The 25384-nt window shown below is 65.6% G+C and carries 21 protein-coding genes; 7 read left to right on the top strand and 14 right to left on the bottom strand.

The genetic code is table 11. The annotated features are described in order from the left end of the window. Nucleotides 1-81 precede the first annotated feature (81 nt). The 14 genes from NMB41_RS24675 to NMB41_RS24610 form a co-directional block, all read right to left on the bottom strand. Nucleotides 82-1002, bottom strand: a complete 921-nt coding sequence (locus NMB41_RS24675; RefSeq protein WP_494380363.1) for a hydroxymethylglutaryl-CoA lyase — start codon at nt 1000-1002, stop codon at nt 82-84. 1 nt (nt 1003) lies between these two features. Next, nucleotides 1004-1933 (bottom strand): 2-hydroxyacid dehydrogenase, encoded by a 930-nt coding sequence (locus tag NMB41_RS24670; protein ID WP_494380362.1) that lies wholly within the window; start codon nt 1931-1933, stop codon nt 1004-1006. Next, nucleotides 1933-3975, bottom strand: coding sequence for an acetyl/propionyl/methylcrotonyl-CoA carboxylase subunit alpha (locus NMB41_RS24665; protein WP_494380361.1), 2043 nt, complete (start codon nt 3973-3975; stop codon nt 1933-1935). Before NMB41_RS24665 ends, NMB41_RS24670 begins: the two co-directional genes overlap by 1 nt. A gap of 50 nt (nt 3976-4025) precedes the next feature. Beyond that, entirely contained in the window at nt 4026-5060 is a 1035-nt protein-coding gene (gene bioB / locus NMB41_RS24660; protein WP_494380360.1) for a biotin synthase BioB, read from the bottom strand. Nucleotides 5061-5070: 10 nt separating this feature from the next. Beyond that, nucleotides 5071-5907 carry a dethiobiotin synthase gene (gene bioD / locus NMB41_RS24655; protein WP_494382904.1) on the bottom strand — a complete coding sequence of 279 codons (837 nt, stop codon included), beginning with the start codon at nt 5905-5907 and terminating at the stop codon, nt 5071-5073. Next, nucleotides 5907-7088: an 8-amino-7-oxononanoate synthase gene (gene bioF / locus NMB41_RS24650; protein WP_494382903.1), complete on the bottom strand. Its 1182-nt coding sequence runs from the start codon at nt 7086-7088 to the stop codon at nt 5907-5909. Before bioF ends, bioD begins: the two co-directional genes overlap by 1 nt. Next, the gene (gene bioA / locus NMB41_RS24645) at nt 7088-8431 is read right to left on the bottom strand and encodes an adenosylmethionine--8-amino-7-oxononanoate transaminase (RefSeq protein ID WP_494380359.1); all 1344 of its coding nucleotides are present in this window, start codon (nt 8429-8431) and stop codon (nt 7088-7090) included. The genes bioF and bioA overlap by 1 nt, the downstream gene beginning before the upstream one ends. Nucleotides 8432-8450: 19 nt before the next feature. Next, nucleotides 8451-9236: an enoyl-CoA hydratase/isomerase family protein gene (locus NMB41_RS24640; RefSeq protein ID WP_494380358.1), complete on the bottom strand. Its 786-nt coding sequence runs from the start codon at nt 9234-9236 to the stop codon at nt 8451-8453. Between the two features lie 10 nt (nt 9237-9246). Next, nucleotides 9247-10854: a carboxyl transferase domain-containing protein gene (locus NMB41_RS24635; RefSeq protein WP_494380357.1), complete on the bottom strand. Its 1608-nt coding sequence runs from the start codon at nt 10852-10854 to the stop codon at nt 9247-9249. A gap of 12 nt (nt 10855-10866) precedes the next feature. Further along, nucleotides 10867-11340: a YchJ family protein gene (locus NMB41_RS24630; RefSeq protein ID WP_494380356.1), complete on the bottom strand. Its 474-nt coding sequence runs from the start codon at nt 11338-11340 to the stop codon at nt 10867-10869. 67 nt (nt 11341-11407) lie between these two features. Further along, a complete protein-coding gene (locus tag NMB41_RS24625; protein WP_494380355.1) occupies nt 11408-13468 on the bottom strand; it encodes a PAS domain-containing sensor histidine kinase in 2061 nt (686 codons plus the stop codon). Nucleotides 13469-13587: 119 nt separating this feature from the next. After that, the gene (locus NMB41_RS24620) at nt 13588-14646 is read right to left on the bottom strand and encodes an AI-2E family transporter (protein WP_494380354.1); all 1059 of its coding nucleotides are present in this window, start codon (nt 14644-14646) and stop codon (nt 13588-13590) included. Nucleotides 14647-14779: 133 nt separating this feature from the next. Next, nucleotides 14780-16015 (bottom strand): D-amino acid dehydrogenase, encoded by a 1236-nt coding sequence (locus tag NMB41_RS24615; protein WP_494380353.1) that lies wholly within the window; start codon nt 16013-16015, stop codon nt 14780-14782. A gap of 125 nt (nt 16016-16140) precedes the next feature. Beyond that, nucleotides 16141-17463, bottom strand: coding sequence for a serine hydrolase domain-containing protein (locus tag NMB41_RS24610; RefSeq protein ID WP_494380352.1), 1323 nt, complete (start codon nt 17461-17463; stop codon nt 16141-16143). Nucleotides 17464-17560: 97 nt separating this feature from the next. Here NMB41_RS24610 and NMB41_RS24605 point away from each other — a divergent pair, with 97 nt between their 5' ends. The 7 genes from NMB41_RS24605 (at nt 17561) to NMB41_RS24575 (ending at nt 25384) form a co-directional block, all read left to right on the top strand. Continuing rightward, a complete protein-coding gene (locus NMB41_RS24605) occupies nt 17561-18304 on the top strand; it encodes a GntR family transcriptional regulator (RefSeq protein ID WP_494380351.1) in 744 nt (247 codons plus the stop codon). Nucleotides 18305-18401: 97 nt separating this feature from the next. Beyond that, nucleotides 18402-19289: an N-acetylmuramic acid 6-phosphate etherase gene (locus NMB41_RS24600; RefSeq protein ID WP_494380350.1), complete on the top strand. Its 888-nt coding sequence runs from the start codon at nt 18402-18404 to the stop codon at nt 19287-19289. Nucleotides 19290-19344: 55 nt separating this feature from the next. Further along, nucleotides 19345-20610 carry an MFS transporter gene (locus NMB41_RS24595; protein WP_494380349.1) on the top strand — a complete coding sequence of 422 codons (1266 nt, stop codon included), beginning with the start codon at nt 19345-19347 and terminating at the stop codon, nt 20608-20610. A gap of 149 nt (nt 20611-20759) precedes the next feature. Further along, on the top strand, nt 20760-22358 hold the full coding sequence (locus tag NMB41_RS24590; RefSeq protein WP_494382902.1) for a glycoside hydrolase family 10-like protein: 1599 nt from the start codon (nt 20760-20762) through the stop codon (nt 22356-22358). Nucleotides 22359-22478: 120 nt separating this feature from the next. Further along, on the top strand, nt 22479-23402 hold the full coding sequence (locus NMB41_RS24585; RefSeq protein ID WP_494380348.1) for an N-acetylglucosamine kinase: 924 nt from the start codon (nt 22479-22481) through the stop codon (nt 23400-23402). Between the two features lie 41 nt (nt 23403-23443). Beyond that, nucleotides 23444-24391 carry an N-acetylmuramoyl-L-alanine amidase gene (locus tag NMB41_RS24580; protein WP_494380347.1) on the top strand — a complete coding sequence of 316 codons (948 nt, stop codon included), beginning with the start codon at nt 23444-23446 and terminating at the stop codon, nt 24389-24391. An 87-nt stretch (nt 24392-24478) separates the two neighbouring features. Then, the gene (locus NMB41_RS24575) at nt 24479-25384 is read left to right on the top strand and encodes a LysR family transcriptional regulator (protein WP_494380346.1); all 906 of its coding nucleotides are present in this window, start codon (nt 24479-24481) and stop codon (nt 25382-25384) included.

The following is a 25384-nucleotide window of genomic DNA, read 5'->3' as shown; positions in this document are numbered from 1 at the left end:
TCGGCTTTTTTCGTTTACATCGCCGAACAAAGAAAAAAGCGCCCGTCGAACAAGCTTCGACCGGGCGCATTTTATTTTGGTTCAACCCAGGCGTTTGGCCGCAATCGCATTGCCGGCGCGGCTGGCGCCTTTTCTTCCCAGCTGCTGCGAGATGAACTGGCCGGCGTCGACCACCTGGTCCAGGTCGATGCCCGTCTCGATCCCCAGGCCATGCAGCAGGTAGAGCACGTCTTCGGTGGCGACGTTGCCGGTCGCCCCCTTGGCATACGGGCAGCCGCCCAGGCCCGAGACCGAGGAGTGGAAAATCTGCACGCCCATTTCCAGGCTGGCATAGATGTTCGCCAGCGCCTGGCCATAGGTATCGTGGAAGTGGCCGGACAGCTGCTGCAGCGGGAATTCACGCGCGGCCGCCAGCATTACCTCTTGTGTTTTGCGCGCGGTCGACACGCCAATGGTGTCGGCGATGTCGATCTCGTCGCAGCCGAGGTCGCGCATGCGGCGCACCACGTCGGCCACCGCGTCCAGCGGCACCTCGCCCTGGTAGGGGCAGCCAAAGGCGGTGCTGATGCTGCCGCGCAGGCGCAAACCCTTATCCTTGGCCGCTTTCGCCACCGGCGCGAAGCGCGCGATCGATTCGGCGATCGAGCAGTTGATGTTCTTTTGCGAAAACGCTTCCGAGGCCGATCCGAAGATCACGACTTCATCGGCTTTCGCCGCCAGTGCCGCTTCAAAGCCCTGCATATTGGGCGTGAGCGCCGAATAGATCGTGCCCGGCAGGCGCGTGATGCCGGCCATGACTTCGCTGCTGGTGGCCATCTGCGGCACCCATTTCGGAGAGACAAAGGACGCCGCTTCGACATTGCTGAAACCGGCGCGCGACAGGCGGTCGACCAATTCGATCTTCACAAGCGCGCTGATGGTTTCCTTCTCGTTCTGCAGGCCGTCGCGCGGACCGACCTCGACGACCTTCACTTTTTTCGGCAGGCCAGCTTGGTGGTTCATCTCAGTATCCCAGGTTGCGGTCGACGATATCGTCCACCGGGTTGCCCGCCTCGAAGGCGGCGATTTTCTCGGCGATCTGCTTCACCGCCTCGCCACGGATGGTAATGGCGGAGATATGCGGCGTGATCGTGATGCGCGGCTCTTCCCAGAACGGGTGCGGCGCCGGCAGCGGCTCGTTGCGGAACACGTCGAGCGTGGCGCCGGCGATGTGCTTGGTGCGGATCAGCGTCAGCAAATCCGGTTCGGCCAGCTGCGCACCGCGCGCGACGTTGATGACATAGCTGCCGCGCGGCAGCGTGGACAGGCGCCGCCGGTCGAGCAGGTTGTTCGTTTCGTTCGTCAGCGGCAGCAACGAGACCAGCACGCGCGTGCCGCTCAGGAAGGCATCGAGTGCCTCCATGCCGGCGAAGCAGTCGACGCCCGTTAGCTCCTTGGGCGTGCGGCTCCAGCCGCGCACGGGGAAACCAAAGCTGCGCATGGTCTCGACCACGCGCAGGCCGAGTTTGCCCAGCCCCATCACGCCGACCGTAAAATCTTCCTTCGCGTGGGCGGGCAGCGGCGCCCACAGGCCATGGCGCGCCTGCTCCTCGTATTCGTCGAAGCGGCGGAAGTAGCGCAGCGTCGCATAGGCCACATATTCGGCCATCTGCACCGCCATGCCGGTGTCGCCCAGGCGCACGATCGGCACGTCCGGCAGCGCGTCGCCAAACTTCAAAATCGCGTCCGCGCCCGCGCCCATCAGGAACACCGCTTTCACCTGCGCCAGTTGCGGCAACAGGCTCGGTGCCGGATTCCACAGCACCGCGTAGTCGCAGGCCGGCAGCGTTTCTCCCTCCTGCCAGCCGACGGTTTCGGCGCCGGGCAGCGCGCGTGCCAGATCCTCGGCCCAGGCGCCAATCTCGCCGTCGCCCCGGTACAGCAGGATGCGCATTACGCCGCCTTGAACGCCAGCAGCGGCGCGCCGTCCGCCACCTGGTCGCCGACCGCGTACAGCACCTCTTCCACCAGGCCGTCGGACGGCGCGCCAATGGTGTGCTCCATCTTCATCGCTTCCATGATGACGAGGGCATCGCCTTTTTTCACTTCCTGGCCCGCCTCGACCATCACCGCGACGACCTTACCCGGCATCGGCGCGGTCAGGCGGCCGCCTGCGGCCTCCGCCTCGCCGGCATGCGCCATCGGGTCGTTGTAGGCCAGCGTGTGGTGTTCGCCATTGGTAAATACGTGGAACAACTCGCCGTCGCGGCGCACGGTGCCGTGCATCGACTGCTCGCCCAGGCGCACCGACAGCGTGGCGCCCGCATGGCCGCTGACCGTCAGCGGCTGCTTGACGCCATCGACCTCGAGTTCCCAGCCCTGCGGGTGGTACACGAGGCCGACCCTGTAGGCGCCACCAATCAGGCCGGCTGCGTACTCGTCGCCGAAGGAGAGCTGGCGCCGGTAGTCGCCGTTCAGGCGCCAGCCTTGCGCCTGGCCCCAGGGGTCGGCGGCATTCGCCGACGCGGCGGCCGAGCTGCGCTTTTCCGCTTCGATCAGCGACACGGCAGCCAGGGCCAGCGCACCGGCCGGCGCCGGGCGCAGCGGCGGGAACAGGGTCGCGCCATTGCGTTCGATCAGGCCCGTATCCAGGTCGGCCGTCGCAAACGCCTGGCCTTCGACCAGGCGTTTCAAGAATGCGATGTTCGTGGCAAGACCCACGATCTGGAATTCGGCCAGGGCCTGCGACAGGCGCGCCAGCGCTTGGGTGCGGTCCGCGCCCCAGACGATCAGCTTGGCGATCATCGGGTCGTAGAAGGGAGAAATCGCATCGCCCTCGCGCACGCCCGAATCGATGCGCACCGCGGCCGGTTCCACGCCCGCCACGCCGCCCAATTCAAAGTTCACGGCCTGTGGCGTATCCATGTGGCGCAGCGTGCCGATCGACGGCAAAAAACCCTTTTCCGGATTTTCGGCATAGATGCGCGCCTCGATCGCGTGGCCGTGAATGGCCAGTTCACTTTGTTTTTTCGGCAGCGGCTCGCCGAAGGCGACGCGCAGCTGCCACTCCACCAGGTCGGTCCCGGTGATCATTTCGGTGACTGGATGCTCCACCTGCAGGCGCGTGTTCATCTCCATGAAGTAGAAGGAACCGTCCTGGTTGGCGATGAATTCCACGGTACCGGCGCCGACATAGCCGACGGCGCGCGCGGCGTTGACCGCCGCTTCGCCCATCGCGGCGCGCCGGTCCGGCGGCATGCCGGGGGCCGGCGCTTCTTCCAGCACCTTCTGGTGGCGGCGCTGCACCGAGCAATCGCGCTCGTGCAGGTAGACGCAGTTGCCCAGCTTGTCGGCAAACACCTGGATCTCGATGTGGCGCGGGCGCTGCAGGTATTTTTCGACCAGCACCTTGTCGTCGCCGAAGGAGCTGATCGCTTCGCGCTTGCAGGAACCCAGCGCTGCGACAAAATCTTCGCTGCGCTCGACCACGCGCATGCCCTTGCCGCCGCCGCCGGCGCTTGCCTTCAGCAGCACCGGGTAACCGATGCCGTCGGCTTGTTGGCGCAGGAATTCGGGGTCCTGGTTTTCGCCATGGTAGCCCGGCACCAGCGGCACGTTGGCGCCTTCCATCAGTTGTTTCGCAGCCGACTTCGACCCCATCGCGCGCATCGAGGAACCCGGCGGGCCAATGAACACGAGGCCGGCTTTTTCGCAGGCTTCGGCGAACTCCGCGTTCTCGGACAGGAAGCCGTAGCCCGGGTGGATCGCCTGGGCGCCGGTGGCCAGTGCGACTTCGATGATCCTGGCGCCGCGCAGATAGCTTTCCTTGGCCGCAGCCGGCCCGATCCACACCGCCTCATCGCAGACCGCAACGTGTTTCGATCCTGCGTCCGCGTCCGAATAGACGGCAACGGTGCGGATACCCATGCGGCGCGCGGTGGCGGCGACACGGCAGGCGATTTCGCCACGGTTGGCGATGAGGATTTTGTTGAACATGCGTGTGTCTCGCTTTATGTTTTTTAATGGTGATCGAAGAAGAACGCGGCTTAGCAGCCGCAAGCCTCTTTTGGTGCCGATTCCAGCGTGGCCGAGCGCGTTTTGAGGCCCAGTTTCGCCAGCATCACGCGGTCGTCCTCGGCTTCAGGATTGCCGGTGGTGAGCAGCTTGTCGCCATAGAAAATCGAATTCGCGCCGGCCATGAAGCACATCGCCTGCACTGCTTCACCCAACTGACGGCGCCCTGCCGACAGGCGCACGCGCGCTTCCGGCATCGTGATGCGGGCCACGGCGATGGTGCGCACGAATTCGAGCGGGTCGAGCGGCTCCAGGCCATGCAGCGGCGTGCCTTCGACCTGCACCAGGTGGTTCACCGGCACCGACTCCGGATACGGATTCAGGTTCGCCAGCTGGGCCAGCAGGCCGGCGCGCTGTTCGCGCGTCTCGCCCATGCCGACGATGCCGCCGCAGCAGACTTTCAAACCGGCCTGGCGCACGCGGCCCAGGGTGTCGAGGCGGTCCTGGTATTCGCGGGTCGAGATGACGTTGTTGTAGAAGTCGGGCGCGGTATCGATGTTGTGGTTGTAAAAATCGAGGCCCGCTTTTTTCAGCTGCTCGGCCTGTCCTTCTTCGAGCATGCCCAGCGTCGCGCAGGTTTCCATGCCCAGTGCCTTCACTTCGCGCACCATCTCTTCGACCTTCTCCATGTCGCGCTCTTTCGGGCTGCGCCAGGCGGCGCCCATGCAGAAACGGGTGGCGCCATTGGCTTTCGCCTGGCGCGCGGCGTCGAGCACGGTGTCGATGTCGAGGATTTTTTTCGCTTCGACGCCGGTGTCGTAGCGCGCGGCCTGCGGGCAGTAGCCGCAGTCTTCCTCGCAGCCGCCGGTTTTAATCGACAGCAGGGTCGCCAGTTCGACGTCGCCGTCGGGGAAGTGGGCGCGGTGGGCTTCCTGGGCGCGGAACATCAGTTCGTTGAACGGCAGTTCGAACAGCGCCAGCACGTCGGCCAGCGGCCAGGTAGCGTCGTGGCGTTCGGTGATGGCAGCGCCTGGGCGGTGCAGGGCGACGGTTTGGGGTGCATTCATGATCTATCCTTCAGTTGGTGCCGACCCCGCGCGACGGCCAGCCTGGCAGTCCCGCGAGATCGATGAATTGGGCCGCTTTGGCGGCGGTTGCTTGTTCCAGGCGCGGCACGATGCCCAGCATCGGGGCCGGGATGCGTGCGGCCAGCGCCTGCAGGTTTTCGTCGAAATAAGCCATGTCCGGGTCGACCGTGTTGGCGACCCAGCCGGCCAGCACCAGGCCGCGCGCGACGATGGCTTCCACGCTCAAGAGGGCATGGCTGATGCAGCCCAGGCGCATGCCGACCACCAGGATTACCGGCAGGTTCAGCTGCGTCGCCAGTTCGGCGCTGTCAAACGTGTCGGAGAAGGGCACGCAAAAGCCGCCCACGCCTTCGACCACGACCGCGTCCGACGCCGCCAGGATCTCGGCATAGGCCGCGATGATCGGCACCGGCTCGATGCTGACCCCTTCCAGGCTCGCGGCGATATGCGGCGCGCAGGCGGCGCGCAGCATGTAGGGAGTCGTGATGTTTTGCGGCAGGTGCACGTTGCCGGCGGCGGCCAGCATGTCGGCGTCTTCATTATGCAGTTCGCCGTCGACCAGCTCCGCGCCGGCCGCGACCGGCTTCATGCCGCAGGCGCGCTGGCCGCTTTCCACCAGCCTGTGCAGGATCGCGCTCGAGACCAGGGTCTTGCCGATCTCGGTGTCGGTGCCGGTGACGAAACAGCAGAAGCGCATCGGGATGCCTTCCGCGGCCAGCGCCTCGGCGGGAGCGGCGACAGGCGCCGCCGCCGGCTTGGGCAGCGTGGCGGTACGCCCGGCCACGATCTCGCCTGCCGGTTCCTGCGGATCGTTCAGGTTCGTGATCACATGGCCTCCAGTTCGTTGAGTGCCGTCGCCAGTTGCGCGACTTCGTCATGGGTGTGCGCCGCCGACAGCGTCACGCGCAGGCGCGCGGTGTCTTTCGGGACCGTGGGCGGGCGGATCGCCGGCACCCACAGGCCGCGTGCATGCAGCGCCGCGGCGATGCGCAGCGCCTCGTCGTTCGGGCCGATGAGGATCGGCTGGATCGGCGTGGTCGACGCGACCCGCTGCCAGCGCGTCAGGCGCAGGTCGGCGTCGAGCTGGGCGATCAGCAGTTCCAGGTGGCTGCGCAGGGCCGCGCCTTCCTCGCTGGTGATGATGTCCAGGCTCGTCAAGAGCGCATGCGCCAGCGCCGGCGGCGCCGCCGTCGTGTAGATGTAGGGGCGGGCACGCTGGATCATCAGTTCGATCACGCTGGCGTGGGCCGCGATAAACGCGCCGCTCACGCCCGCCGCTTTGCCGAGCGTGCCGACATACACGATGTTCGGCGAGCGCAAATTAAAATGTTCGAGGGCGCCGCGGCCCTGGGCGCCGAGCACGCCGAAGCCGTGCGCATCGTCGACCACCAGCCAGGCGCCGTGGCGCTCGCACAGGGCCAGCAGCGCCGGCAGCGGCGCCAGGTTCCCGTCCATGCTGAAGACGGTGTCGGTGGCCACGATTTTGGTGCTGGCGCTGCTGGCGGCCAGCAGCGCCTCGAGCGCGGCGATGTCGCCATGCGGGTAGACGCTGACGCTGGCGCGCGCCAGGCGCGCACCGTCGATCAGCGAGGCGTGGTTCAGCGCTTCGGAAAAGATGGCCGCGTCGGCATCAAGCCCGAGCGCGGTCAGCACGGCCAGGTTCGCCATGTAGCCGGTGCTCAGGTAGAGGGCGCGCGCCTCGTCGATATGGGGCGCGGCGAAGGCGGCCAGGCGTTCCTCGAGGATGGCGTGGGCGCGGCTATGGCCGCTGATCAGGTGCGAAGCGCCGCTGCCGGCGCCGTACAGCTGGGCGCCGGCGCGCAGCGCTTCGACCACGCGCGGGTGGGCGGCCAGGCCCAGGTAGTCGTTGCTGCAAAAAGCCAGCATGGCGCGCCCGTCGACCACCTGCAACGGCGTGCAGCGGGTGTCGGCCACGCGGCGCCGGCGGATCAGGCTTTGCTGGTCGAGTGCGGCCAGCTTGCGGTTGACGCTGTCGATCAGGTCCATCATTGGCCCGCGATCACGGATTCGAAGACCGAGCGCACGCGCGTGCCGAGCAGCGCGATCTCTTCCTCGTCCAGCACATACGGCGGCATGACGTAGACGGTGCGGCCGATCGGGCGCAGCAGCAGTTCGTTCTCGACGGCGGCGCTGAAGAAGCGCCGCGAGAAGCTCGCTGCGCGCGCGGCGTCCGGTTCGATCGCATCGAACGCGAAGATCATGCCGCGCTGGCGGAAGTGGTGGGTGCGTTCGTGTTCGGCCAGCGGCGCCATGGCAATCGTCAGTTGCGTGGCCAGCTCGCGGTTGCGGTTCAACACGTCATCCTCGCGGAAGATCTGCAGGGTCGCCAGCGCCGCGCGGCAGGCCAGGGCGTTGCCGGTGTAGGAATGCGAGTGCAAAAAGCCGCGCGTGATGTCTTCGCTGTAGAAGGATTGATAGATCTCGTCGGTGGTGAGCACCAGCGACAGCGGCAGGTAGCCGCCGCTGATCCCCTTCGACAGGCATAAAAAGTCCGGCCAGATGGCGGCCTGTTCGCAGGCGAAGAAGGTGCCGGTGCGCCCGCACCCGACCGCGATCTCGTCGGCGATCAGGTGCACGTGGTGACGGTCGCACAGTTCGCGCAGCAGTTCCAGGTACAAGGGGTCGTGCATGGCCATGCCGGTCGCGCACTGCACCAGCGGCTCGACGATCATCGCGGCGATTTTAGTAGCGCGCTCTTCGAACAGGCGCTCCACATCCTGAATGGCGCGCCGCGCCACGTCCTGGGCCGACTCGCCTTCGACGGCATGGCGCGCGTCCGGCGAGGCCACCACGTGGGAAGCGCGCAAGAGCGGGCCGTAGGCATCCTTGAACAGCGGAACGTCGGTGACGGACAGGGCGCCGATGGTCTCGCCGTGATAACTGCCCTGCAGGCAGACGAATTCCTGCTTGTCTGAAAAGCCTGCATTGCGCCAGGCGTGAAAGCTCATCTTCATCGCGATTTCGACCGCCGACGCGCCATCCGACGCGTAGAAGGCGTGGCCGAGCGCGTGGCCGGTGAGGGCGGCCAGCTGCTCTGACAATTCGATCACCGGCTCGTGCGTAAAACCGGCCAGCATCGCGTGCTCCAGCGTGTCGAGCTGGTGCTTCAAGGCCGCGTTGATGCGCGGGTTGGCGTGGCCGAACAGGTTCACCCACCACGAGCTGATGGCATCGAGGTAGCGTTTTCCCTCGTGGTCGTACAGCCAGGGGCCCTTGGCCCGGGCGACCGCGATCAGCGGCACCTGTTCGTGGTGCTGCATCTGCGTGCACGGGTGCCACACGCTGCGCAGGCTGCGTGCGATCCAGTCGGACGATGTCTGGTGCTTCACTTTGAATCCTGTTGCTGTTCTAGTTGAGCCAATTCGGCTTGCGCTTCTCCAGGAAGGATGCCACGCCTTCGCGTCCCTCGTTCGATGCGCGGATCGCCGCGATGCGCTCGGCGGTGTCCAGCAGCAGCGCCTCGGTGACCGGCTGGCCGACGACGTCGCGCACCAGCTTTTTCGCTTCCAGCACCGCGTTCGGGCTGTTCGAGACCAGCGCTTTTACAATGCCGGCGACAGTCGTGTCGAGTTCTTCCTGCGGCACCACTTCGTGCGCAAAACCGATGCGCAGCGCTGCCGTGGCGTCGAAACGCTCGGCCGTCAGGAAATAACGGCGCGCGGCCTGCTCGCCCATCGCCTTGATCACATACGGCGAAATGGTGGCCGGGATCAGGCCGAGTTTGACTTCCGAGAGGCAGAAGTTTACTCCTTCGGCGGCAACAACGATATCGCAGGCCGCGGCCAGGCCCATGCCGCCGGCATAGCAATCGCCCTGGATCTTGGCCACCGTGGGCTTCGGACACAGGTAAATCGTGCGCAGCATGTTCGCCAGACGGGCGGCGTCAAACGCGTTTTCGTCCTGCGAATAGCCGGCCATCTTCTTCATCCAGTTCAGATCCGCGCCGGCGCAGAAGGACGGGCCGTTCGCGCCCAAGACGACCGCGCGCACCAGTTCATTGCGTCCGAGTTCATCGAAGGCCAGCGCCAGCTCGGCGATCGCTTGTTCATTAAAAGCGTTGCGCAGTTCCGGGCGGTTCAGGGTGACGGTGGCGACCTTGTCGGCCACGGTAATGGTCAGGGTGTCGTAGTCCATTTTTTACTCCTTACATCCGGAAGACGCCGAACTTCGTCTCTTCGATCGGCGCGTTCAGCGCAGCCGACAAACCGAGGCCCAGGACCATGCGCGTGTCGGCCGGGTCGATCACGCCGTCATCCCACAGGCGCGCGCTGGCGTAGTACGGGTGGCCCTGGTGTTCGTACTGCTCCTTGATCGGCTGCTTGAAGGCGGCTTCTTCGTCCGCTGTCCACTGGCCGCCCTTGCCCTCGATGCCGTCGCGTTTGACGGTGGCGAGGACCGATGCCGCCTGGTCGCCGCCCATCACCGAGATGCGCGCGTTCGGCCACATCCACAGGAAGCGCGGCGAGAAGGCGCGGCCGCACATGCCGTAGTTGCCGGCGCCAAACGAGCCGCCGATGATGACGGTGAATTTGGGAACCGAGGCGGTGGCGACTGCCGTGACCATCTTGGCGCCGTTGCGGGCGATGCCTTCGTTTTCGTATTTGCGGCCGACCATGAAGCCGGTGATGTTCTGCAGGAAGACCAGCGGGATCTTGCGCTGGCAGCACAGTTCGATGAAGTGCGTGCCTTTCAAGGCCGACTCCGAGAACAGGATGCCGTTGTTCGCGATGATGCCGACTTTCACGCCGTAGATATGGGCGAAGCCGCAGACCAGAGTGGTGCCGTAGCGCGCCTTGAATTCGTCGAACTCGCTGCCGTCGACCACGCGGGCGATCACTTCGCGCACGTCGAAGGGTTTACGGGTGTCGACCGGAATGACGCCGTACAGCTCTTGCGAAGGATAGTTCGGCTCTACGGCTTCGCGGGTCGCGCCTTGCACCAATTTGGTGCGATTCAGGTTCGAGACGATGGTGCGCGCCAGCGACAGCGCGTGTAAATCGTTCTGGGCCAGGTGGTCGACCACGCCGGACAAGCGGGTGTGGACGTCGCCGCCGCCCAGGTCTTCGGCCGTGACGACTTCGCCGGTCGCCGCTTTTACCAAAGGCGGGCCGCCCAGGAAAATCGTGCCCTGTTCTTTCACAATGATCGACTCATCGCTCATTGCCGGGACGTAGGCGCCGCCCGCGGTGCAGGAGCCCATGACGACGGCGATCTGCGGGATGCCCTTGGCGGACAAATTCGCCTGGTTGTAAAAGATGCGGCCGAAATGGTCGCGATCCGGAAAAACGTCGTCCTGGTTCGGCAGGTTGGCGCCGCCCGAGTCGACCAGGTAAATGCAGGGCAAATTGTTTTGCTCGGCGATTTCCTGGGCGCGCAGGTGTTTTTTGACCGTCATCGGGTAGTAGGTGCCGCCTTTAACCGTGGCATCGTTGCAGACGATCACGCATTCCTGGCCGGCCACGCGGCCGATGCCGGTGATGATGCCGGCGGCAGGGGCCGCGCCGTCGTACATGTCGTAGGCGGCCAGCTGGGAGAACTCGAGGAAGGGCGTGCCCGGGTCGAGCAGCATCTGCACGCGGTCGCGCGGCAGCAGTTTGCCGCGCGCGACGTGCTTCGCGCTGGCCGCTTCGCCGCCGCCCTTGGCGATTTGCCCGACCTTGTCGCGCAGGTCGTCCACAATCAGCTGCATGGCCGTGACGTTGGCCTTGAAGTCTTCGCTGCGCGGGTTAAGTTTGCTCTCGATCTGGGGCATGCTGTCCGTCCTCTATTCTCGTTCTTGCTTGGGGAATGTTCCGTCCAGATAGAACCAGCGCGGCGCGCCGCCCAGGGCCGGGTCGGGTTCGCGCAGGAAACGGCTGAGCTCGTGGAGCCGGTGCGCGCGGCCCGCCAGCTTGAAGCGCGCGACGAATTCGACGGTATTCCGATCGCTGTCTCGATCGCTATCTGGATGATCCGGCAATTCTGCTTTACGTTGACGTAAACGTAAAGCAGATTTTATCTCGAGGCCGAGCCAGCGCAGGTTCTCGTCGGGGTCGATGATGGCGTCCAGGGGCCGGGTGCGCGGGTGCCAGGTCGCACGCAGGTAGGCCTCGTTGCGCTGGACGTAGGCCGTGTAGCGCGAACGCATCAGCGCTTCTGCCGTCGGCGGCAAGGCCTCGCCGGCAAGATAGGGCCCGCAGCAAGCCGCGAGCGAGGCGCCGCCGCAGGGGCAGGCGCCGGAAGAAGAGGGCGTGGACATCCCGCGATTATCCGCGATTTTGGCTCGCCCCGACGCTCCCTGAACTGGCTGGAAGAACTATCTCTGCTTAAATTATTTGCAGCGATACCATAAACGTGCTGCCCGTGCCCGGTCCGTCGCTGTGCGCCGTCACCTTGCCGCCATGCAGGTTGACGACGTTTTTGACCAGCGCCAGGCCGATCCCGAGCCCGCCTTGCGAGCGGTCGGGCGTGCGTTCGGCCTGGGTGAACAGGTCGAACACCTGGGGCAGCAGCCCCTCGTCGATGCCGATCCCGTTATCTTGCACGCGGATGTGCAAGGTATCGTGCTTGCGCTCGACCGCCAGCAGGATGCGCCCGCCGCGCGGCGTGTATTTCGCGGCATTGTTCAACAAGTTGGCGACCACCTGCACCAGCCGGTTCGGGTCGCCCATGACGGTGCTGCCCGCCGGGTCTTGCTCGATGATCAAGGTGTGTTCGCGCGCTTCGATCAGGGGCCGCGACTGCTCGACGGCGCTGCGGATGGTGGCGCCAATGTCGACTTTGACGTTGTCGAGCTGGATCAGGCCGCGGGTGACGCGCGAGATGTCGAGCAGGTCGTCGACCAGCGAGGTCATGTGTTTGACTTGCCGGCTGATGACTTCGCTCGAGCGGCGCACCCGCTCTTCGCTGGCGGTGCCGATCTTGAGCAGTTCGGCGGCCGAGGCGATGGGCGCGAGCGGGTTGCGCAGTTCGTGCGCCAGCATCGCCAGGAACTCGTCCTTGCGGCGGTCCTGCTCTTTCAGGGAACTGTACAAACGGGCATTTTCGAAGCCGTTGGCGGCGATCGAGGCCAGCTGCACCAGGATGGCTTCGTCCTGTTCCGTAAATTCTCCCGCGAACTTGTCCGAGGCCTGGATCAGGCCGATATTCTTGCCGGTGCGGTCGACCAGCGGCACGGCCAGCCAGCCGCGCATCGCCGGGTGCTGCGCGGCATGGGCGCCGAAGCCCTTGAAGGCCGGATGGGCTTCCAGTTCCTGCTGGGTCAGGCGCAGCACCTGGTTGGTACGGCAAACCTCGGCATAAATGCCGCTGCCGTCCGGTTTCACGGCGTAGCTGCGGTAGCGCGCATATTTGTCCGACATCGACACCGCATTGATTTCCTGGGTACCGCCCATGCCCAGCGACACGACCGCCTGGTGCACTTCGAGGATGGCGCGCACTTCCTCGACCAGCCCGGCGGCGATGTCCTCGCTCGACAGGGCGCTGTTGAGCGTACGCGACGCTTGCGCCACCTTGATCAGGAGGGCCGAATGGCGGCGTTCGCGGTCGAGCCGCTCGGCCAGTTCGGCTTGCGCCATGACTTTCTCGTGAATATCGGTATTCGCCCCGATCCACTCGCGCACGGCGCCCTGGGCGTCGATCAGCGGAATGCCCTTGACGGCCGTCCAGCGGTACACGCCGTCGACCCGGCGCAGGCGGTATTCCGTCTCGAAGACCGAGCGGCTGGCAACGCAGGCGATCCAGACACAGCGGGTGCGTTCGCGGTCGTCCGGATGCAGCGCGTCGAGCCAGCCGAAGTCCTTCCATTGCTCGTAGGACTGGCCGGTGAAGGCGCGCCAGGACGGCGAATCGTCGAGCACCCGGCCTTCCGGCGTGTTGGTCCAGATAATCTGCGAAGTCGCCATCACCAGCGAGCGGAAGCGTTCTTCGCGCTCGCGCAGGGCCGTTTCGGCCTTCACGCGGTCGGTGATGTCCTCGTGTATCAGCATCACTTCGACGGTGCGTCCCGCCTCATCCTTGACCGGATGCGCGCGCGCGGTGACCCAGCGCGGCCGGCCGGTGGTGCCCAGCTCGCCGACGTCATAGTAGATCGCAGGGATTTCCACCGATTCGCCATCCAGCGCCCGCTGCAGGCAGCGGGCCACCCCGCTGGCCACCAGTTGCGGGTCTTCCAGCAGGCAGTAGCCGGGGCTGTGGACAAAGGCGTGCAGCGCCGTGCCGGTACGGATGTGCCACAGGTCTTCCCACGCCTGGTTGACGCGCAGCGTGTAGCCGCCCGGTCCCAGGATCTGGATGCTGGTCGGCGCCTGCTCGAACAATGCCTGGAACCGCGTCTCGGAACTGGCGTGGTGTTCGATGCCGGATAGGGTGGAGCTTGGGTCGGGCATGGGGTCGAGGAGCGAGCGTAGGGGGGCCGGCGATTTGGCCGCGTGAATAGTTACGCGCGGCATGATGTCATAGTTTTACGCTGATTGCTCGACTATCACACCCTGCCCGGGACCTCTTGTCAATGCAACTGGAATTCCTCGGTAGAGACGAACAAGTCCCAGCAGGCGAGGAACAGCGCCGCGACGACGGGCCCGATCACAAACCCGTTCAGGCCGAACAGGGCCATGCCGCCGATGGTCGACAAGAGCACCAGGTAGTCCGGCATCTTTGTGTCCTTGCCGACCAACAAGGGGCGCAGCACGTTGTCGACCAGGCCGATCACGATCACGCCAAACGCAATCAACACCACGCCCTGCCAGATGGCACCCGTGACCAGGAAATAGATGGCGACCGGGGCCCAGACGATGGCCGCGCCGACGGCCGGCAGCAGCGACAGGAAGGCCATCACCACCGCCCACAGCAGCGGGCCTTCGACGCCGAGGAACCAGAAGATCAGCCCGCCCAGCGCGCCCTGCGCCGCCGCCACCAGCACGTTGCCCTTGACGGTGGCGCGGATCACGGTCGTGAAGTTGTTGAACAGGCGCTGCTTGTACTTGCTGCCCAGCGGGAAGGCGTGCTTGATGCGGGTCGCCAGCGACTGGCCGTCGCGCAACAGGAAGAACAGCAGGTACAGCATCACGAACAGGCCGACCAGGAAATCGAAGGTCTTGCCGCCGATATTGATGGCCTGGCGCGCCACCGTCTGGCTCAGCTGGGCCGCGCCTTCCGACAGTTTCTGCTGCAGCGATGCCAGGTCGGTCAATTCGAACCGTTCGAGCAAATTGACCATCCACTGCGGCAGCGCGTGCATGATGCGTAAAAAATAGGCGCCGAAATTGATCTGGCCCGAGTTGATCATGTCGTACACGGCAGCGGCCTGCTTCACCAGCGAGGCCGTGATCATCGACAGCGGCAGGATCACCATCACGATAATCAGGGAGAGCGTGATCAGGGCCGCGACCGTCTGCTTGTGCTTGGTCTCGCGCAGTACGCGCCGGTGCAGCGGTGCAAACAGGATGGCCAGCACCACGCCCCAGAAGATGGCCCCGGAATACGGCAGCAGGATGTAGATGAAGGCCAGGGTGACGAAGGCCAGGAGAAGCAGGAAGAATTTTTGCTGCAGGTTGTACTGGATCATGGTGCCAATGGTCTTTTTATAATGTTGGAATCATGATAGTGCATTCAGGCCAGTACCACGCGTTGCCCAAGACACAGGCAAGAAAAAACCCTCCGTGGAGGGTTCATCGTCAAGCGCGTCGAGAAACGGCGTTTCAGCACCTGAGCGCCAGCATGTCCAGCGCAAACGGCGGCGCTTTCCCCTGCATCAGGTCGGCCAGCACGCGCGCGGTACCGGCGGCGAAGGTAAAGCCGAGCGGGCCATGGCCGACGTTCAGCCACAGGTTCGACAGGGGAGTCGCGCCGATGATCGGGGCGCTGTTCGGCGTGGCCGGGCGCAGGCCGGCCCAGGCCGAGATGTGGTCGTAGTCGGCCGCATGCGGCATGGTGTCCTTCACCTGTTTCGTCAGGCTGGCGATGCGCTTCGGGTTCAGCGTCAAGTCTTCGCCGACGATGTCGACCATCGCCGCCACGCGCAATTTATTCCCGATGCGCGCATACAGCACCTTGCGCTCGAAATCGGTCACGCTGATGTCGGGCGCGGTATCTCCCGGGCGGATCGGCGCCGTCAGGCTGTAGCCTTTTAATGGATAGAGCGGCAGCTTGATGCCGGCGTGCGCGGCCAGGTTGCGGCTGTGGATGCCGGCGGCCAGCACGAAAGCGTCGCCGCCGATCGTGCCGACCGTCGTGTCCAGCCCCACCACCTTGCCGCCGTTGGCCGCGATGCGCGTCACGTCGGCCTGCACGAAGCCCTGGAAGCGCGGATGCGTGCGCACACGTTCGGCAAGCGCGACGCAAAAGGCGTGGCAATCGGCGACCGCCTCGCCACGGTTATAGATGCCGCCGGCCAGCTGGGAGCGCGCTGCTGCCAGCGCCGGCTCGCGCGCGGCGCATTCGGCGCCGCTCCAGATCTCGCCGGCCGTGGCCTTGCCGGCCGCCTGCTCGAACACTTTCGAGGAGCGGTAGACCACGAGTTTGCCGGCGTCGCGCCAGGCAAAATCGTCGGGCGAGACGATATGATCGAGCTGCTTCATGCCGGCGCGCGACCACTCTCCCAGTTCCAGCAGTTTCGCCGTCGTGCGGCGGTTCGCGCCGGCAGTGCACTGGCCCAGAAAACTCGCCAGCCAGGTCCACTGGCGCAGGTCGAATTCGGGTTTGAAACGCAGGGGGCCGTGTTCCTGGAACAGCCAGGCAATGGCCTTGAACGGTACCCCGGCGTCGGCCAGCGGAGAGACGTAGCGGTAGCTCAGCTGGCCGCCATTGCCATAACTGGCGCCGCTGCCCACGGCGGGCGCACGTTCGACGACGGTCACGCCAAAACCGGCCTCGAGCAGCCACCAGGCCGAGGTCAGGCCGACGACACCGCCACCGATGACAATTACTTGCTGCATTCCGAAACACCGTGTTTGACTGAACTAAAGGAACAGCTTAGGGGCTGGCAGCGCTCAGGGCCAATGAAAGTGGCAAGCCAGGCCATAACCAACGGTCATGTGAATTTTTGTGAGAATGTCGGACATTAGCGCAGGATCGCATGGCGGAACATGCTCGTCAGTATCGCTTCCTCGAAGCGCGCCAGTGCCGAGTAGGCGCCTTGCTGCAGGCCGGGGTCGCTCGATGTGCCGCCGACCAGCACGATCATGCCGTTGCGCTTTTTCAGGTCCAGCGCGAACACCGAGCGCAAACCATAGGCGTCGCCCAGGTGGCCCACCGCATCGAAACCGCCGTCGACCAGGCGCCGTCCAGGCTGATCGGGGAACTGGGCATTGCCCAGGCCCCAGGCAGTAAACAAGCCGTTCAGGGTGTCGCCGTTGCCGCCCCCGTCGGGCGTCCACTGGCGCGCGAACATGCGCGCGAGCGTGGCGCCTTGCAGGATGTGTTTGCCCTCATGCAGGCCGCCGTTCATCAGCATCAGCATCACCGTGCCCAGGCCGCGCGCCGAGATGCGCAGGCCGCCCGTCGGGCTGAAGGGGGTGGCGTTTTCTCCGATGACATAATTTTCGATCCCGGGCGGCGGCGCCGGCGGCGTGTTGCGGTAGTCGTCCACCTGGGCGATCCAGGGGCCGGTGGCATCCCAGACTTCGGTGTCGGTCGTGCGCTTGCGATACAGGGTGGCCAGATTCTCCAAGGCAGGCGCCGGCAGCGTCGACGGGTGATAGCCGCCTGTTAAACCGAGCGGCTGGAGCAGCAAACGCGCCATCAGGCGGTCAAAACGCTCGCCCGTGATCCGCTCCATCAGGGTGCCGATCAGGCCCCAGCCGAGATTGCAATAGGTGAAATACTCGCCGGGCCCTGCGCTGGCCGTCCACATGGCGCCCACGTCGTACAGGCGCGCACCGGGCGTGACGAAGTCTTTCAAGGCGGTACCGGCCGGGAAGGAATAGCCGGCCTCGTCGCGCAGCGAAGAACGGTGGGTGAGCAGGTGGCGCAGGGTAATCGCCCGGGTCGGGAAATGGGGATTGCGCAGGCTGAAACCAAGATAGCCCGAGACGTCGGCATCGAGATCCGCGCTACCTGCTTCGACCAGGCGCATCAGGCCCAGGGTCGTCATCAATTTCGAGACCGAGGCGATCCGGTACAGGGTGTCCCGGTTCGCCGGCAAGTCTGATTTCGCCCCATTGCCGATCCAGCGCCGGCCGAACTGGCCCTCGTAGCGGATGCTGCCGCCGCGGATCGCCAGCACCGACAGGCTCGCCAGTTCGCAGGCGGGGTCACGGACGATGGCGGCCAGCGCACGGTCGAGCGCCGCGTCGGAGGCGCCGCGACCAGGCCCAGCCGCCAGCACCGGCTCGAAGGCGCCCAGCAAGGCCAGGCCCAGCACCGTTCTCCGATGTCCATTCATGCGCGCTCCCCGTATCAGCTTGTTTGCCACATCATAAACGATGTCATCGGCATAATTTTTAGTCTGCCGGGCCCGCACTCGCCTTACACTGGCGGTCATGAACCAGGCCACCATCGACCTCGACATCGATCTCAACGACAATTCGCCGCTCTACCTGCAGCTGGCGCGCAAGCTGACCCGCGACGTGCGCGAGGGCCGCTACCAGGCCGACCAGGCGCTGCCCTCGGAGCGTACGCTGTCCGAGCAGCAGGGCGTCTCGCGCGTGACCGCCCGCAAAGCCATCGATCAACTGGTCGAGCAGGGGCTGGTGGTGCGCCGGCGCGGCTCGGGCAATTACATTGCGCCGCGCATCGAGCAGCCCTTGTCGACCCTGTCGAGTTTTTCCGAACAGCTGCAGCAGCGCGGCTACACGCCCAGGTCGCGCTGGCTGCGGCGCGAACTGGTGGCGGCCGATGCCGACGAGCAGCTGGCGCTGGGCCTGTCTCCCGGCGCCCGCGTCGCACGCCTGGAGCGCCTGCGCCTGGCCGACGAGGTCGTGATGGCCTATGAAACGAGCGTAATTCCGGCCAGCGTGCTGCCGCGTCCGCAAGAGGTTGACCATTCGCTGTACGCCTACCTGGAACGCGGCGGGCAGATGCCGGTGCGCGCGCTGCAGCACATCCGCGCCATGAACGCGCCGGCCGCATTGGCGCAGCAACTGGAGGTGGCGGAAGGGCAGGCGGTGCTGTTCATCACGCGCGTGGGTTATCTGGAATCGGGCGTGGCGGTGGAGCTGACGCATTCGTATTGCCGCAGCGATTACTATGATTTCGTGGCCGAACTGCGCCGGGCGCCGGCATAACTTTTTGGCATGCGCTTGTCCCTGAGTTTCATGGCAGGGCTTGCTCAATTGGACCTACACTGGTTTTATCGAACAAATCTGCCAGAACTTTGCCGCCATGCTGAAAACCGAAACCCCGGCCCAGGACCACGCCCTGCTCGACCAGTATCCGACGACGGAACTGGTGAATGTGCTGGTGGACGACCAGGTCAATGCCGTGAACGCCGTGCGCGCCGCGGCGCCCCGCATCGCCGCCGCCGTGACGGCCGCGCTGCCGCGCATGGAAGCGGGCGGGCGCCTGGTGTATGTCGGCGCCGGCACTTCGGGCCGCTTGGGCGTGCTCGACAGCGTTGAGCTGTATCCCACTTTTTCCTGGCCGCATGAGCGCGCCGTGGCCCTGCTGGCCGGCGGCAAGGAGGCGATGTTCGCCGCCGTCGAAGGCGCCGAGGACGATAGCGTGCAAGGCGCGGCCGACCTGCGTGCGGTGAACGTGACAGCCGGCGACGTCGTGCTCCTGATCGCCGCCTCGGGCGCCACGCCCTATGTGCTGGGCGCCCTGCGCGCCGCGCGCGCCATCGGCGCCCTGACCATCGGTTTCGCCAACAACGTCGACGCCCCGGTGGCGAACGAGGCGGAGATCGGCGTCACCCTCGACACCGGCATGGAAGTCATTTCCGGCAGCACGCGTTTAAAGGCCGGGACCTCGCAAAAAATTGCTTTGAACACTTTTTCGAGTGCCTTGATGGTGCGTTTGAACAAGGTTCATGGCAACCTGATGGTAGACTTGAAGGCGACCAACGCCAAGCTGGTCGGGCGCGCGATTCGCCTGACCGCCTTCGCCACCGGCGCCGACGAGGCTGCCGCGCGCGCGGTGCTGGAACAGTGCGATTTCCACGTCAAGACCGCGATCGTGGCCTTGACGAGAAAAACCACTGTCGAGCAGGCTCGGGCCTTGTTGGAGACTGCGCACGGCAGCGTGCGCCAGGCACTTGCATTCGCTTCGTAAGCCGTGATTCGAGAGGCTTGCCGGCCTTGGTAGTTCTCTCATTCACGAAAGTCTTATGAACAAGTCTGAAACGAAAAGCCCGTGGCTGTGGGTGCCATCGCTGTACTTTGCCCAGGCCATTCCCTATGTCGTCGCGATGCACCTGTCGGTCATCATGTACAAGGACCTGGGGGTGTCGAATTCCGACATCGCCTTCTATACCAGCCTGCTGTACCTGCCCTGGGTCATCAAGCCGCTGTGGTCGCCCGTGGTCGACATGTTCGGCACCAAGCGGCGCTGGACGGTGCTGCTGCAACTGGCGGTGGCCGCCTCCTTGGTCGCGGTCGGCACGGTGCTGCACCTGCCCGCCTTCTTCGCCGTCAGCCTGGCCGTCATGTGGCTGATGGCCTTCTGCTCGGCCACCCACGACATCTCGGCCGACGGCTTTTATATGCTCGGATTGCGCCAGAAAGACCAGGCGGCGTTTGTCGGCGTGCGCAGCACCTTCTACCGCCTGGCCTCGCTGGCGGGGCAGGGGCCGCTGGTGGTGCTGGCCGGTTATCTCGCCATCTCGCTGGGGGACGCACACCAGGCCTGGTCGATCGTGTTCTTCGTGCTCGCGGCCATGTTCACGGCCGCCTTCGCCTGGCACCAGCTGGTGCTGCCGACGCCGAAGGAGGACCATGCCGTGGCCGCTGGTGCGAATCCGCTGCGCGAATTCTTCGGCACTTTCGGTTCCTTCTTCCGCAAGCGCGACATCTGGCTGATCCTCGGTTTTATTTTGACCTTCCGCCTGGGCGAAGCGCAGCTGCTGAAACTGGTCGCCCCCTTCTTGAAAGATCCGCTGGCCGAAGGCGGCCTGGGCCTCACTACCTCCCAGTACGGCTGGGCCTACGGCACCATCGGCATCATTTCGCTCACCATCGGCGGCCTGGCCGGCGGCTACCTGATTTCGCGCCTGGGACTGAAACGCTGCCTGTGGCTGATGGTCTTTGCCGTGCACCTGCCGGACCTGGTGTTCGTGTATTTATCGCAGGCGCAGCCAACCAGCCTGGTCCTGATCTCGGCCTTCCTCGCCATCGAGCAGTTCGGCTACGGCTTCGGTTTCACGGCCATGATGCTGTACATGATCATGGTTGCCGATGGCGAACACAAAACCGCGCACTACGCGATCTGCACCGGCCTGATGGCGCTGGGCATGATGGTGCCGGGCATGTGGAGCGGGGATTTGCAGGAATACCTGGGTTATAAAAACTTCTTCATCTGGGTATGCATTGCGACGATTCCGGCCTTTGTGATGGCGGCGCTGGTGAAGATCGATCCGGAGTTCGGCAAGAAGTAAGCCGCGTGGGCATCCACATGCCCGCCCTCCTATTGTTTCCTGCTAACAGGCTCGGCTTTGCTACTATTCAGCGCCTTCGCCTGATAGGGCGGCATAAGGGCTTGTCAAAGTATAACGATCAACACGATGCAGGAGTGGTAGTGGCAGATATGAAAAAACGGGCGCTGGCGCTGGCCGGCGTGGCAAGTATGTTGTCCCTGAGCGGTTTCCTGGCAAGCTGCTCCACCCCGCAAAAGGGCGAGGCGACGCCGAAGGGCACGATTGTCGCCACCGGCAAGCTGCCGCCCGCCGCCCCGCGCGAGTTCCGCGCCGCCTGGGTCTCGACGGTGGCGAATATCGACTGGCCGAGCCGGCAAAACCTGAAGGCTCCGCAGCAGCAGGCCGAGGCGATTGCCATCCTCGACCGCGCCAAGGCCATGAACCTGAATGCGATCGTGCTGCAGGTGCGGCCCTCGGCCGACGCCATCTACGCCTCGCCCATCGAGCCCTGGTCGGAATACCTGACCGGCGCCCAGGGCCAGGCGCCGCAGCCCTGGTACGACCCCCTGAAATTCTGGGTGACCGAAGCGCATGCGCGCGGCCTCGAACTGCACGCCTGGTTCAACCCCTACCGCGCGCGCCACGACGGCGCCCGTTCGCCGGCGGCGAGCAACCACATCACCCGCTCCAACCCCTCGGCGGTGCGCCGCTACGGCAAGTTCATGTGGATGGACCCGGGCGAGGAAGCGGCCTCGAAGCAGACGCTGGACGTGGTGCTCGACGTGGTGCGCCGCTACGACATCGACGGCGTGCACATCGACGACTATTTTTATCCCTACCCGATTGAAGCGACTCCTGGCGTGGCAGGCAACGAGGCCGCGCTGGACGGCAGGCCCGGCGTCAAGGCCGAGCTCGATTTCCCGGATACGCCGGCCTGGGAGCGCTATCTCGCCCGTGGCGGCAAGCTCGACCGCCCGTCCTGGCGCCGCGAGAACGTCAACGAACTCATCAAAGACATGTACCAGGGCATCCACCGCGAAAAGAGCTGGGTGCGCTTCGGCATCAGTCCTTTCGGCCTGGGCCGTCCTGACCGCCGCCCGCCCGGCATCGTCGGCTTCTCGCAGTACGACAAGCTGTACGCGGACGCCGAACTCTGGCTGCAAAAGGGCTGGCTCGACTATTTCACGCCGCAGCTGTACTGGGCGCGCAGCCAGGCGCCGCAGGCGTACGACGTGCTGCTCGACTACTGGATCGGCCAGAATACGCAGGGCCGCCACATCTGGCCCGGCCTGTTTACGAGCCGCATCGGGGCCGCGACCAAGGAATTCCAGCCCCAGGAAATCCTCGACCAGATCGCGTCCACCCGTGCGCGCCCGCAGGCGGGCGGTCACGTACACTTCAGCATGGTCGCCCTGATGCAGAACCGCAAGGGCATCGCCGACCAGCTGCGCACGGGCTCGTACGCGACGCCCGCGCTGGTGCCGGCCACGCCCTGGCTCGGCAACGTGAAACCCGGCCTGCCGCGCGTCAAGGCGGTGAAAAACGGCAAGGGGATCGATCTGAAACTGGCGGCCGGCAAGGCGAATGCGCTGTACACGGTGTGGGCACGCCATGGCGACGAGTGGAAATTTACGGTGGTGCCGGCGACGAAGGTGGACTGGACGGTGCCGGACGACGCAAGCCTCGGCGATGTGGATGCGGTGTTCGTCGGCGCGGTCGACCGTTTGGGGATCGAAGGCGAGCGCGTCCAGGTGTGGGGCAAACCGTAAGCATTTGTCCGGGAATATATTAAATACGCTCATGTATTTACAGTTATTCATAACTTCTGCTCATGCAATGATGGCCAGCTTTCATTCGCCTCCTGCGGCGCCAGGATTTACACTCGCCCCATGTTGAATTTTCAAAATGAAACAGGCATCGGCCTGGGCATCGACGCCGGCGGCACCCAGACCCGCTGGGCGCTGGCGGGGCCGGGCGGAGACATCCTGGCCGAAGGCACGGTCGCCGGCCTGTCGGCCCTGCAGATGGGCAATCCGGCTGGCCGCGCCAGCGTGCAGGCCACCTTCGCGGCGTTGGCCGCTGCCGTGCTGGCCCATGCGCAGCCAGTGCGCGTGCGGGCCGGGTTGACCGGTTTCGGCGGCGACGGCGAACAGTTGACGCACTGGCTGGCCGGGCTGCTCGGCATCGCGCCTGCGGCGATTTCCATGTGCAACGACATCGAGATCGCCTACCGCGCCAGTTTTGCGCCCGGTGAAGGCTACCTGGTCTATGCCGGCACCGGCTCGATCGGCGCCTTCATCGATGGCGACGGGGTTTTTCACCGGGCCGGCGGGCGCGGCGTCGTATTGGACGATGGCGGCGGCGGCTTCTGGATCGCGCGCGAAGCGCTGCGCCAGATCTGGCGCCGCGAGGACGAAGCGCCGGGCAGCTGGGAAGCGTCGGCCATGGCGCGCGCCGTGTTTGCGCAGGTCGGTGGCTCGGACTGGGCGTATTCGCGCCAGTTTATTTATGGACAAGAACGCGGCGAAGTGGGCAAGCTGGCGCTGGCCGTGGCGGCGAGCGCCGGGAAGGATCCGGCGGCCGACGCCATCCTGCTCGAAGCCGGCCGCGAACTGGGCCGCCTGGCGCGGGCGCTGATCGCGCGCTTCGGGCCGCGCCCGGTGGCGCTGGCGGGGCGCGCCGCGCAGCTGCATCCGTCGATCGCGGCAAGCATGCGCGCCAGCCTGGCGCCAGTCTGCATCATCACGCAGGGCGCGATGCGCGCACACCACGCCGCCGCGCGCCTGGCCGCCGGCGACGGCGTCCCGGCCTGAACAGTGACCAATTTCTGATGTTTTAATGTAAACGGACCACCATGAAATCCCTAGCAGCTACCCTCCTGATCGCCTTGCTGGCAGGTTGCGCCACCGCACCGGGCGGCATCGACAAGACCTATACGGCCAAGGGCCAGGCCAGCCGCGTGCGGTTCCTGGTGCTGCACTATACGGTGGCGAACAAGCCGGCCTCGGTAAAAATCCTGACCGAGCAGCAAGTAAGCGCCCACTACCTCGTCACCGACGATGCCAGGCCGACCATCTACGGCCTGGTCGACGAAACCCGGGCCGCCTACCACGCCGGCAACTCGAGCTGGAAGAACTACACCCAGCTCAACAACAGCTCGATCGGGATCGAAATCGTGAATGCCGGCTGGGTCGACACGCCCACCGGACGCGTGTTCGCGCCTTTCCCGCAGACCCAGATCGACGCCCTGATTCCCTTGGTAAAAGGGATCGTCGAGCGCCACGGCATCCTGCCGGAGAACGTCCTTGCCCACAGCGACATCGCCCCGTTGCGCAAGCAAGACCCGGGACCGCTGTTCCCGTGGTACCAGCTGGCCCGGGCGGGCCTGGTGACGTGGCCGGATGCGAACCGGGTCGCCGCGGTGCGCCAGGTATTCGACATCCAGACCCCGGATGCGCCGTGGTTCCAGAAAAAGCTGGCCAGCCATGGTTTTGCGCTGGCCCAGAGCGGCGTCTTCGACCAGCCGACCAAAACCGTGATCGCCGCCTTCCAGATGAAATACCGCCCGGCCAACATCGCGGGCGAACCGGATGCGGAAACCGCGGCCATGCTGGAAGTGCTGACCACGCCGGCCAACGCGCCGCTGCCGCCGGTGCCGCCGCGCCCGATTCCGGAAATGCGTCCGGTACAGCCGGAACAGCCGATACAGCCGGAACAACCCCTGCCGCCGGTGGAGGTGCCCACGCCTGTGGCGCCGCCGCCGGTACCCGAGATGCCGCCGAACACGCCGCCGGTTGTATAGGACCCACAGTGACGGTCGCCGCGCCCTGCGTTTCCCTGTATCCTTCGGCCTGCCCGCGCCTCGCACGGGCGTCTTGAAGGATTGAACATGCGCCTGCGCCACATCGAAGTTTTCCACGCCATCATGCAGGTCGGCACCATCAGCGGCGCCGCCCAGGTCCTGCACATCTCGCAGCCGGCCGTCACCAAGGTGCTGCAGCACGCCGAGCTGCAGCTGGGCATGCCGCTGTTCGAGCGCGTGCGCGGCAAGCTGTATCCGAAGCCGGAAGCGCACCGCCTGTTCGCCGAGACCGAAAAACTCAACCGCGACCTGCAGGGCATCCGCCGCCTGGCCGCCAGCCTCAAGGGCCGCGCGGTCGAAACCGTGCGCCTGGTGTCGACCCCGACCCTGGCGATCAGCGTGCTGCCGCAGGCGATGACGGCCTGGCGCCGCGATTTCGAACAGACCCGCTGCGAACTGGCGACCTATCACACCAGCGAGATCGTCAACGCGCTGCGCCTGGGCGAAGCCGACCTCGCGCTGTCGCTGCAGGACCCGCGCCATCCCGGCATCGTCGCCGAACCGATCGCGCAGGGCATGCTCACCGTGATCGCCCCAAGCGGCACCTGGTCCGCGGCCGAATGCGCGCAGCCGATCGGGCCCGAAGGGCTCACTGGCGAGCTGATCGGCCTGGCCGACAACGATCCGATCGGAGAAATTGTCGTCGCCGCCTGCGAGGCGCAAGGCGTGCAGCCGGTGTTTCGCACCGTGGTGCAGACTTATCAGATCGCCCGGTCCCTGGTCGAAGCGGGCGCCGGCACGGCCGTGGTCGATCCGTTCACGGCCGCCTCGGCCGCGTCAAGCAAGGTCCAGCGCCGCCCCTGGGCGCCCGCCATGCCGGTCCAGCTGTTCCTGCTGACGGCGAACCACGCGCCGCTCTCGCACGGCGCGCGCGAACTGGCCAATTGCATCGGCGCGACGGCGCGCGCCTGCCTGGAGCAGGGAGGCGTGTAG

The organism is Massilia sp. FBCC-B171, from assembly GCF_059134155.1.
Note: the sequence above shows the minus strand (reverse complement) of the source record. Positions and strands in the feature narration are given on the sequence as shown.